The organism is Bacillus pumilus, from assembly GCF_024498355.1.
GTDB classification, from domain to species: domain Bacteria; phylum Bacillota; class Bacilli; order Bacillales; family Bacillaceae; genus Bacillus; species Bacillus pumilus_P.
This window is the reverse complement of the sequence record NZ_CP101833.1, coordinates 1,426,500-1,438,343: the sequence shown is the minus strand read 5'-3', so window position 1 is coordinate 1,438,343 and position 11,844 is coordinate 1,426,500. Positions and strand designations below refer to the sequence as shown.

Below are 11,844 nucleotides of genomic sequence, written 5' to 3'. Positions count from 1 at the left end.
ACACCTTTGGGTCTTCATTTTGATTAGAAAACAAACGGCATGAAAGAATGCCGTTTGTTTTCCTGCGATGCCATCATTCATAAAAACTAGCTTTTAATTTGCTTCACCGATAATTTCTACTTCTGTATGCATATCTACATTGTGGTCTTCTTTAATTTTCTTTTGGATGTACTGAATTAAGTCCAGCACATCTTGAGCAGTAGCGCCACCAGCATTGACAATAAAGTTCCCATGCATATCAGAAATTCTTGCCCCGCCAATCTGGTATCCTTTTAAATTCGCCTTTTCTACAAGCTGTCCTGCATATTCAGGTAGCGGATTTCGAAAAATACTGCCTGCACACGGTCGATTATAAGGTTGCGTTTCCTTACGATAGTCTTTATTTTGCTGCATTTTCTTTGTGATTTTCTCGCGATCATCCTGTTTGAGCTTAAACACGGCTTCGAGGACAATGCCCGGACGTTCTTTTTGAAGTACAGAGGTTCGATAGCTAAAGTTCATTTCCTCATTTGTTACCCACTCGATGCTTCCATCTTCAAATAAGATTCTAGCTTTCACAAGAATGTTGCTGATATCTGATCCATGTGCCCCTGCGTTCATATAAACAGCGCCACCGATAGACCCTGGAATACCAGCTGCGAATTCCAATCCTGAAAGGCCCTTCTTACTAAGAGACGTTGCGAGACGTACAACAGAGTAGCCGCCGCCAACTGTAACTTCTTCATCATTCACATTTAAATGATCAAGTCCAGCACCTAACTTTAGAACTACACCACGTATTCCTTTATCAAGTACAAGTAAATTAGACCCTCTTCCAATGACCGTCCAATCAGTATGGTGTATTTTTACCTGATCCATGATCGTTTTGACTGCGTCGACATCTTTTGGAATAATCAATAGATCTGCTGGTCCGCCTATTTTCATTGTCGTATGATTTGCAAGCGGCTCATTTTCAAGCACTTTACCAACTTGCGCTTCTAATAATTCATTCTTCAAGTTCTCCATATTACCCTCCGCCTTACCTAATATCATTCAATCATGTAGTCGTAATTTCTTTTAACACATTATATAAACGTATAGCCGCATCTGGTACTCCGAGTTCTTTCGTTAAACGGCTCATTTGATTTAATTTCTCTTCATTACCGGCAATTTCATCAATTGCATGCAGCAAGCGATCTCCAGAAAGCTCTGATTCTCTTAAAACGATAGCAGCATCATGCTTTTCAAGTGATCTAGCATTGATTTCCTGATGATTTGCCGTCACGTATGGGCTCGGAATGAAAATTGTTGGAATTCCAAGAGCTGTCACTTCAGCAATCGTTGTTGCTCCAGCTCTTGCAACAATCACATCAATCGATTTCAGATACTCCGGCATTTGATGTAAGAAAGGCTTTGTGATCATATTTGGTGCTGCACCTTTGTCCTTTAGTTCGTTCAGCACTTTTTCATAATGAACCTCACCAGTAATATATAAAAGCTGGTAGTTCTTCGCCTTTAATTCATCTTGCATGTCAATGACTGCTCTATTGATCGGAGCTGCACCTCTGCTCCCGCCAAAAATAAGAACCGTTTTTTTCTTTTCATCTAGTCCAAACTCTTTAAGAGATTTCCCCTCTTTTATAGAGACGACTTCAGAGGCTCTTGGGTTTCCCGTAAAAACAACCTTTTCAGAAGGAAAATGTGCCTTTGCTTCTTCAAAGCAGATGGCTACCTTATGAACATATCTCGCAAGGAACTTATTTGTGATACCAGGCAGGCTGTTTTGTTCGTGAATAATGGTCGGGATTTTCAGCTTAGAAGCCGCATAAACGACAGGGCCACACACATAACCGCCTGTTCCAATGACAGCATCTGGCTTAAATTCTTTTAAATAAGATTTGCTTTTTTGAACGCCTTTTAGAAATCTCATCACCGTTTTTACATTATCAAAGGAAAGCTTTCTTTTAAAACCTGAAATCTCTATTGACTTGAAAGGGATATTTTCTCTTTCTACAATTTTCTTTTCAAGCCCATTTTCAGTACCAATATATAAAAATTCCACATCAGGATGCAGTCTTTTTACTTCTTTAATAAAAGCTAAGGCTGGATAAATATGTCCACCTGTTCCGCCTCCACTGATTGCTATACGCATTATACCATTTCCCCTCATTTTTTTTCTGCTCTGAACAAAGTATAAACCCTGTTTTAAACAACAGGGCTCCGTTAAAACCTGTAAAGAAGAGTCAAAAATCATGTTTTCGAAACAAAAACTGTCATTTTCACTCTTCAAATCATTTTTTTGTATTTTTGCAAAATAAACGTCGACATGGTTTCATGAACTAGCAGCACATTAATATCTAGCGTACCTGCTTACATTCAAAAGTACGCCAATTGCCATGAGCATTAGTGTCAGTGATGAGCCGCCATAACTTAGGAATGGGAGCGTGATACCTGTCACAGGGATAAGTCCAGTGACAACTGCGATATTAATCATCACTTGAATGGCAACCATTGAAATGATGCCAACTGCTAAGAAACTTCCGTATAAATCTGGTGCCCCAAGTGCTATTCGTATGCCTCTCCATAACAGAACACTAAAGAGCAATAAAATGAGTGATCCGCCTATAAAGCCGAGCTCTTCAGACAATATGGCAAAGATAAAGTCCGTTTGAGGCTCAGGTAAATAGAAGAATTTTTGTCTACTTTGACCTAGACCCATTCCGAACAGACCGCCTGGGCCAACAGCGTATAAGGATTGAATAATTTGAAACCCGCTGCCTAGTGGATCTTCCCAAGGGTTTAAATAAGACGTTATTCGTTTTATTCGATAGGGTGCTGATAAGACAAGTGCAGCAAAACCGCTTAGCCCTATAAGACCGAGAAATATAAAGTGAGCAATTCTCGCACCTGAAACAAAAATCATAATAATACAAGTTCCAACCATAACCGTTCCTGTCCCCAGGTCCGGCTGCAGCATAATGATGGCAAATGCCGAAAACACAATACCCAACGCTGGCGCGAAACCTTTACGGAAGGACGTGATATTTTTTTGCTTTTCAGATAAGAATTTTGCGAGAAACGCAATCATCGCAAGCTTCATGAATTCAGAGGGCTGAATACTAAACGCACCGACACCGATCCAGCTTCTTGATCCATTTCTCTCCATACCGATACCAGGAATCAGTACAAGTAGCAAGAGGAGAAAACAAACAGCAATCAATATCTTTGACCAAGTCCGCCACGTCCAATAATCGACTCGCATAATGAAAAACATCGCGATAACTCCGATTCCAGCAAACAAAAGCTGTCTTTTTGCAAAATAAAACGAATCATCAAATTTATACGATGCCCACACAGCGCTTGCGCTGTAAACCATAATTAAACCAATCGTCAATAAAAGTAACGTAATGACAACAAGCAAAAAATCCGGAGAAGTTTTCTTATTCGTCAAGAGACCGACACCCCAAGCATCATTTCATTTGGGCTGTCAGTCATATGAGAGACAAGCCCTTATTTAAGCATATGCACGGCGTTTACAAACATGTCTCCACGTTCTTCAAATGTTTTATGTTGATCCCAGCTTGCACAAGCTGGAGATAATAAAATCACGTCTTCTTCTTCAGATATGCTAAACGCCGCAGGTACTGCTTGTTCAACATTATCGACATGTTTTACGTGATGTATTCCCAGCTCTTCACCAAGCTTCACAAACTTAGGTGCAGTCTCACCAAATGTGATAATTCCTTTCACATTTTTCATGAAAGGTTTCAATTCATCAAATTCATTACCCCGATCTAGTCCGCCTGCTAGTAAAATGGTCGGCTGTTCGAAGGCTGACAAAGCTTTACTTGTTGCCAGTATATTGGTCGCTTTGCTATCGTTATAAAATTTTCTACTTTGAATCGTATCCACAAACTGCAAACGATGCTTCACGCCACTGAATGTTGTGAGTACGTGTGTGATCGCTTCATTTGAACAGCCTGCATTTTTCACAACACAAATGGCTGCCAGAATATTTTCTTGGTTATGCTCACCAGGAAGAACAACATCCTTTAGATCAATGACACGTTCATTCATATAGTAGATAGCGCCATTTTTAATAAAGGCTCCATGCTCTACTGGCTCTTTCACGGAGAAAAACACCTTTTTCGCTTTTGATCCTTCTGCTAGCTTAACGACAGATGGATCATCTAGGTTGATCACGGCTGTGTCATTTTCATGTTGATGTGCGTATACTTTCTGCTTTGCTTTTTCGTATTCTTCACGAGTGTGGTGATAGTCTAAATGTGCGTCAAAAATATTTAAAATCAAGCTGATTTTGGGCCTGAATTCAACTGTTCCCATTAACTGAAAAGAAGAGAGCTCAGTTACAATCCATTCATCGCCAGCTGCATTTGCAGCGACTTCGCTGGCAACTGTTCCAATATTACCTGCCACTAAAGTTTTTTGACTGTCTTTTTTCAGCATTTCATAAATCAATGTAGTGGTAGTGGTTTTCCCATTCGATCCGGTAATCCCAATAAAAGGAGATGAGGTCAAATGATATGCTAATTCTATTTCAGTCCAAACTGGAATTTGGCGTCGAAGCGCCTCTTGAACCATCACATTCTCATATGGAATTCCAGGGTTTTTAATTAAAATCGTAATTTCTTTATCATCGAACATACGAAGAGGATGACTGCCACAAATGACATCAATCCCCTTTTCAGAAAGTAGCTGAGCTGGCTCATTTTCTTCAAACGGTTTCTGATCATTTACTGTCACGTTTACTCCGTGTTCGTGAAGAATTGAGGCGGCCGCATATCCGCTTTTTGCAAGACCTAATACTAGTACATGTTCGTTTTTTAACATTTGCATCTTATTCAATTACAACCACACCTCGATGTAAATTCCTAAAACAGCAAGTAATAAACCAGCTGTCCAGAAGGTGACAACCACTCTCCACTCAGACCAGCCAACTAACTCATAGTGGTGGTGAAGCGGGCTCATTTTAAAGATTCTTTTTCCAGTTGTTTTAAAGGAGATGACTTGAAGGATAACCGATAACGTTTCAACAACAAATACTCCTCCAATAATCACGAGTAAAATTTCAAGCTTCGTTAAAATGGCAATCGCTACAATGGCTCCGCCTAAAGCTAGTGACCCTGTATCACCCATAAATACTTTTGCAGGGTGCGCATTAAACACAAGGAAACCAAGGACGGCTCCAGCAACAGCTACTGAAAAGATGGCCACATCATACTGGGATTGATTCCAAGCAAGTATGGCAAAAGCTCCGAAAGCAATGGCAGCTGTTCCAGACAATAAACCATCAAGTCCATCTGTTAAGTTCACCGCATTAGAACCACCGACAAGCATGAAAATGACGAGGATAAAGTAAGCCCATCCTAAATCAAAGCTGACATCCGTTCCTGGAATACGAATCGTCGTTGCAAACTGATAATAATGGAAGACTGCATAAAAAATCACTGCGATCACAATTTGACCGATCAATTTCTGTTTCGATGTTAATCCAAGATTTCGTCTCATCGCTACTTTAATATAATCATCTAAAAATCCTAATAAGCCGTAGCCAAGTGTGACAAATAACAGTAAAAACATTTCTGGACTAATCTCAGAGAATTTGTTGATCATCACAATTGTTGTAATTGTGATAGAAAAGATAATCATAATTCCGCCCATTGTCGGAGTACCTGATTTCTTTTGGTGAGACTGCGGTCCTTCTTCTCTAATACTCTGACCAAATTTAAGTCTTCTTAAAAACGGAATAAAAATCGGGGATAAAAGAACACTGATTAAAAATCCCATTATGATTGTAAACAATATCACCTGTTCAAGCATCGTTCTTTACTCCTTCCGAATTTCCAAAGCCGTTTTCCACCAGAAAATAGCATTCATTATTATGATATTCATTCGAGTCTTTCATATGTTGTTTTTGTACAAAATGCTTCATTTCATTACACTCTTTTCATCATTTTTAAGATTTGTTTAGATCTAAAATAGCGTCCACTGCAACTTTTGCATCATCAAAGTCGTAGACTTGATCGCCAATGATTTGGTACGTCTCGTGGCCTTTTCCCGCTATTAAGACGGTATCGCCTTTTTTCGCATTGGCAATCGCAAAGAAGATGGCTTGTTTACGATTCACAAAGCTATGATAATATGCCTCAGGCACACCATTTTCCATATCTTTTAAAATAGCTGATGGATCTTCACTTCTTGGGTTGTCTGATGTAAATACAGGCTCATCTGCATATTTCACAGCGATTTGAGCCATTTGAGGGCGCTTTGTTTTATCACGGTCTCCGCCGCAGCCTATCACACAGAAAATTTTGCCCTCAGTTAATTCTCTACACGTTGTGAGGACATTTTCTAAGCTGTCAGGTGTATGCGCGTAATCAATGATGACAGGGAAGTCTTGATCACAGTTCACAAGTTCAAATCTTCCTTTGACTCCCTCCAGCTCTTCCATTGCACTGGCGATCGTATCAAACGATAAGCCGGATACGATCCCTACTGATACAGCAGCCAGGATGTTATACACATTGAACTTTCCGATGAGGGCCACCGTCACATTTTTTGTGCCGATTGGAGTGATCAAATCAAATTGAGTTCCCTTAGGCTTGATTTGAATATTCTTTGCCATGACATCTGCTTTTTGCTCTAAGCCATACGTCATGATTTCAGCAGCTGTGACTTTTTCAAAATAACTAGAAGCTTCATCATCTGCATTTAAAATCGCGTACTTCGGCTTATCGTGATGAAAGGCACTTCCAAGCTGGGAGAATAGCAAGCTTTTCGCGTGTTTATATTCTTCCATGGTGTTGTGGTAGTCAAGATGATCTTGCGTAAGATTTGTGAAAACGGCCATATCATAATCACATCCATGAACCCGGCCAAGATGCAATGCATGTGATGATACTTCCATAATTGCCGTGTCTACACCTTGATCAAGCATCTGTTTAAAGGTTTTTTGAAGTGTGACACTCTCAGGTGTTGTGTTTTTCACGTCGAGAATTTCATCATTCACCTTCATATACATCGTACCGATTAAGCCTGTTTTCTTCTCGGCTTTTCTCATCATTTGTTCGATCATGTGTGTTGTTGATGTTTTTCCGTTTGTTCCTGTGATACCGATAAGATTTAGCTTATGGGTTGGCTGCCTGTAAAACGCATCAGCAATTCTTGCAAGTGCTCTTTGAGAGTGTTTCACAATAATGACTGGTACATCTGTTATGTTAAGAGGGTGTTCTGCTACAATTGCTGCAGCCCCGCTTTTCACCGCTTTTTCAGCGTAATCATGTCCATCTACTGTATAACCTTTTATGCAGACAAACAGGCTCCCTTTTCTCACCTCTCTTGAATCCATTTCAATGGAAGTAATATCGGGATTTTCGTTTATCAATTCGTTGTTTTCACTTTTAAAGTATGTAAGGAGTTCTTGTAATTTCATTATCATATCAAACCTCTCAAATTCGTTCACGTGCATGTCTTGTGAAAAAAACACACAGTCTATATTTTATCGTAAAAAAAAGGATACATCCAGCGTATTCCTTAAGTTTCTCTTGGAAAAAACACACTTTGCGCTCTTTTTTTAAAACTGCCCTTCTCTTTCAACAAAAAGAGGCAGCCGAATGAGTGCGGCTACCCTCTGTTCATTCTTTATTATTCATCGTTTAAGTATAATCTGATCGTTGAGCCCTCTTTCACTTTTGTCCCAGCAGCAGGAGACTGCTTCACCACTTTACTGCCAGTGCCTGAGGCATCGATCTTCAGGTTAATGAGGAGTGATTCAAGGTCAGAAACAGATCCCCCTACAAGATTCGGTACCTCAATGGTTTTTGTGTCCAGCCACTGGTACTTCTTTTCAATTTGTCCTTTTCTTTTTTTCACACCCATCTCAGGCAGGCTGTCTCGCATAATATGACCAACAATTGGTGCCGCTACTGTACCACCAAATTGAATGGTGCCTTTTGGGTTATCAACGGCTACATATACAACGATGCTTGGATCATCAGCAGGCGCAAATCCGATAAACGACACAATATGGTTATTTTCCATGTATTTTCCGTCCTTTACCTTCTGTGCTGTTCCGGTTTTTCCGCCAACCCGATACCCTTCAACAAATGCATTTCGGCCAGTTCCTTGAGCGACTACACTTTCAAGTGCATATCTGATTTCTTTTGATGTTTCAGCTGAAATCACTTTCTTCTTGGCAATCGGTGATTGCTTTTTCACGACCCCTTTTGTGACCGGATCTATCCATTCTTTCGCAATATAGGGCGTGTAAAGTGTCCCGCCATTTACCGCGGCAGCCACTGCGGCTACTTGTTGAATCGGCGTAACGGAGACACCTTGACCAAAGGCAGTTGTTGCCTGCTCTACTGGACCTACTCGATCAAGCGGGAACAAAATTCCTCTCCCTTCCCCTTGAAGATCGATTCCTGTTTTCTGACCAAAACCGAAATTTTTAATATAGGAAAATAATTTATCTTTTCCAAGACGGTCGCCTAGCTCTACAAAGCCTGGGTTACAGGAGTTTTGCACCACTTCTAAAAATGACTGTGATCCATGCCCGCCTTTTTTCCAGCATCTGAGCCTTGCTCCATCGACCGTCACAGATCCGCTGTCAAAAAATTGATCGCGTTTTAAATTCACTTTCTTTTCTTCTAATGCTGCTGCAAGTGTAATAATTTTAAACGTCGATCCCGGCTCATATGTGCTCCACACCGGTAAATTTCGGTTAAATACTTTTGGATCAACTGATTGATAGTCAGCTGGATCAAAATCTGGTCTACTTGACATCCCCAGCACTTCACCATTTTTGGGGTTCATGGCAATGGCGATCATGCCATCTGGATTATATTTTGCCTCCGCATTGTCTAATTCTCGTTCAATGATGGTTTGTACTTTCGAATCGACCGTTAATTTCATATCAAGACCATCTTTAGGCGGTGTATAATCATCTGCTTCATCTGGCATTTTCTGTCCTTTTGCATCGGAATAGAATTTCACAGAGCCTTTTTCACCTTTTAGGTCATCATCGTAGTAGGCTTCCAGCCCAAGTAAACCTTGATTATCAATTCCAGCAAAACCCAGTACATGGGACAGGAAACTGCCAAATGGATAATGTCTGATGCTGTCTTCTGCTACATAAACCCCATCTAAATCAAGCTCTCTTACTTCTTTTGCTTTTTCATGAGATACTTTTCTGCCCTCAGGAGAAATTCGCTCAATTGATGTTTTCTTCGTGACGTGCTTGTACGCTTTCTCCTCAGACATATTAAGCACTGCCGCCAGTTTCTTGCTTGTTTCTGCGGGATCTTTAATTTGCCGCGGGACGACCAAAATGGATGGAGCACTTTTGTTCGTCGCCAGCTCTACCCCATTCCGGTCCAGAATATCTCCCCGTTCCGGTTCGAACGGGAGGTTACGGCTCCATGAATCTTTTGCTAAGCTTGTCAGCTTTTCGCCCATAATAAACTGCACATATCCTAATCTAGTATCTATGATGAAAAAAATGACCACCCCAAACAGCAGCACGAAAAGCAATCGTTTTCTCACTGTTACACTTGACACTCGCACGCCTGGTTCACTCCTTACATATGGCTTGTTTCCATCATATGCAGGCCCGTCCTTTTGTAGAACGGTCTAGTCCATCCCTCTAAAGCAAAAGAAAAAACCTAGCAAATGGTTTGCTAGGTTTTAAAGTTAATTTGGACTTTTAAATGTCACAGTGACAACTTTATCTGAAATCTCCGCTCCACTTTTGACACTTTGTTTGACAGCATATCCTTGTCCATTTGTTTCAATGTGCACACCCGAAATGGACGCATATTGAAGTACTTCCCTTCTGGACCAGCCTGTCATATCAGGCATCTTAATGGTTTTTCCTGCTGTTTTCAAGAAGACTTTCTGGCTTTCAGTGAATTCAGAGCCCGCACTAGGCCACTGGCGTTTAATGGATAAACCGTCGCCGATGACAACAGGTGTTACGTTTTTGTTTTTGGCTTCCGTTTCTGCCTGCTTCACTTCTAAATCAAGGAATGAAGGCATTGTTTCTTGTTTCACCTTTTGTTCGCCTGATTTTTTATCGTCTGTTTTTGTTGGTGCGATATTTAAATATAGCAGACTATTTTTCATGACAGGGTTAAAGATTTGTGAAACTGGGGCAGAGCCTGTTTCTGTTTCAGACAACTGCGGCTGCTGTACTGCCACATAAACGAGCAGCTTCGGATCATCTTTTGGCGCCATCCCCATAAATGAAAAGACGTAATCGTTTCTTCCCTGGAGGTAACCGCCGGCACCGCCAATTTGTCCTGTTCCTGTTTTCCCAGCGACGTCAAAGCCCTTGATTTGATAAGGCTGACCTGTACCAATTTTCGAGGAAACAACCTCACCTAAAATATCACGGACTTGCTTCGCTGTATTAGATGAAATCGGCTTTCCAGCTACTGTTGGTTCGTGCTGCAAAATCGTTTTGTTTGTGTTCGGGTCTGTAATATGGTCAATGACATATGGCTTCATCATCGTTCCGCCGTTTGCAATCGCTGTCGCTGCTTCGATTTGTTGAATTGGTGTAATGGCAGACGCTTGACCATAAGCCGTCGATGCTTTGTCATATTCGTATCTGAAATTGATTTTACTAGACGCTTCGTTCGGCAAGTCTATTCCCGTTTTGTCATAGAAATGGAATTTTTGCAAATATTGTTCGTATCGCGTGAAGCCTAGCTTTTCCTTTGCCAGCTTTGCAAAGGCCACATTTGAAGAACGGAGAACACCCTCATGAAAATCAATTTTCCCCCAGCCATTTCCGTTGTTATGGTCTCTTACAAGACCTCCGCCTACTTTATAAGTTCCAGATTGATACTTGGCACTGCCTTGATATACCCCTTCTTGGATCGCTGCAGCGAGTGTAAAGATCTTCATCGTTGAACCAGGTTCAAACGCATATGAAATGACATCATTGTTATAGTTCGTAATGTCGAGTTCATTTAAATTAAAGCTTGGGCGCTGTCCCATCGCAAGAACTTTTCCTGTTTTCGGATCAACAACTGTCGCAATGATTTTCTTTGGCTTATATTTTTTGGCGACCTGCGTCATACTTTCTTCAAGAAACGCCTGAATTTTTTGGTCAATGGTCAGCGTGACGTTTTTCCCATCCTTTGGGGCGACAATGTCTTCTTTACTATTCGGAAGAGCCCACCCGCTTCTGTCACTATTATACGTCACATAGCCATCTTTTTCTTTTAAGAATTTATTTAGCGCCTTCTCAAGCCCCATTGCACCTGACATGTCCTTGGTTGCCTCATCTAATCTTGCATAACCAATTAAATTAGAAGCAAACATGCCGTTTGGATAATACCGCTTCGTGTCTTTTTCAAATGCGATCCCAGGAAGCTTTAGCTTTTCAATTTTTTCCTTTGTTGAAAAACTAATATCCTTCCCAGCTTTACCAAACTCGACTTGGAACGCATCCTTTGTATTCAAACGCTTTAAAATTTCGCTTTCGCTCATATCAATGACTTTTGACAGCTCTTTTGCCGTCTTTTCTTTGTCGACGACATGCATCGGATGCTTTGGATCGACCGTCATTTTCTTGCTCATAATGGCAATGAGTTTATACACAGAAGTATCCTCTGCAATCACATTTCCATTTCGGTCTAAAATTGAACCTCTTTTGGCTTCAAGTGTTTTCTTCGATTGATATTGCTCATTTGCCTTGGCGGCTAGAACTTGTCCATCAACCGTTCCTGTAATCTGAATATAAATAAAACGTGCAAGGATGATAAAGAAAAACAGGGCGAAGCAAATACTCGCAATTGCCGCGCCTCTGTTCATCATTTTATTCTTTTTAGGCATCGC

Annotated in this window: 8 protein-coding genes; all 8 read right to left on the bottom strand. The window is 40.8% G+C overall.

Annotated elements, in window-relative coordinates; translation table 11 throughout:
• Positions 1-93 precede the first annotated feature (93 nt).
• Positions 94-1,005: a UDP-N-acetylmuramate dehydrogenase gene (gene murB, locus NPA43_RS07210; protein WP_256499534.1), complete on the bottom strand. Its 912-nt coding sequence runs from the start codon at positions 1,003-1,005 to the stop codon at positions 94-96.
• A 31-nt stretch (positions 1,006-1,036) separates the two neighbouring features.
• A complete protein-coding gene (gene murG, locus NPA43_RS07205; protein ID WP_256499533.1) occupies positions 1,037-2,131 on the bottom strand; it encodes an undecaprenyldiphospho-muramoylpentapeptide beta-N-acetylglucosaminyltransferase in 1,095 nt (364 codons plus the stop codon).
• 198 nt (positions 2,132-2,329) lie between these two features.
• Positions 2,330-3,430, bottom strand: coding sequence for a stage V sporulation protein E (gene spoVE / locus NPA43_RS07200; RefSeq protein ID WP_003212197.1), 1,101 nt, complete (start codon positions 3,428-3,430; stop codon positions 2,330-2,332).
• Positions 3,431-3,489: 59 nt separating this feature from the next.
• Complete coding sequence (gene murD / locus NPA43_RS07195) at positions 3,490-4,836, bottom strand: UDP-N-acetylmuramoyl-L-alanine--D-glutamate ligase (RefSeq protein ID WP_370461138.1); 1,347 nt, start codon at positions 4,834-4,836, stop codon at positions 3,490-3,492.
• A gap of 9 nt (positions 4,837-4,845) precedes the next feature.
• Positions 4,846-5,820: a phospho-N-acetylmuramoyl-pentapeptide-transferase gene (mraY, locus tag NPA43_RS07190; protein ID WP_099725946.1), complete on the bottom strand. Its 975-nt coding sequence runs from the start codon at positions 5,818-5,820 to the stop codon at positions 4,846-4,848.
• A 136-nt stretch (positions 5,821-5,956) separates the two neighbouring features.
• The gene (locus NPA43_RS07185) at positions 5,957-7,432 is read right to left on the bottom strand and encodes a UDP-N-acetylmuramoyl-L-alanyl-D-glutamate--2,6-diaminopimelate ligase (protein WP_099726003.1); all 1,476 of its coding nucleotides are present in this window, start codon (positions 7,430-7,432) and stop codon (positions 5,957-5,959) included.
• Positions 7,433-7,644: 212 nt separating this feature from the next.
• Positions 7,645-9,564: a stage V sporulation protein D gene (locus NPA43_RS07180; protein WP_099725947.1), complete on the bottom strand. Its 1,920-nt coding sequence runs from the start codon at positions 9,562-9,564 to the stop codon at positions 7,645-7,647.
• Positions 9,565-9,690: 126 nt separating this feature from the next.
• The gene (locus tag NPA43_RS07175) at positions 9,691-11,841 is read right to left on the bottom strand and encodes a penicillin-binding protein (RefSeq protein WP_256499663.1); all 2,151 of its coding nucleotides are present in this window, start codon (positions 11,839-11,841) and stop codon (positions 9,691-9,693) included.
• Between the last annotated feature and the right edge of the window lie 3 nt (positions 11,842-11,844).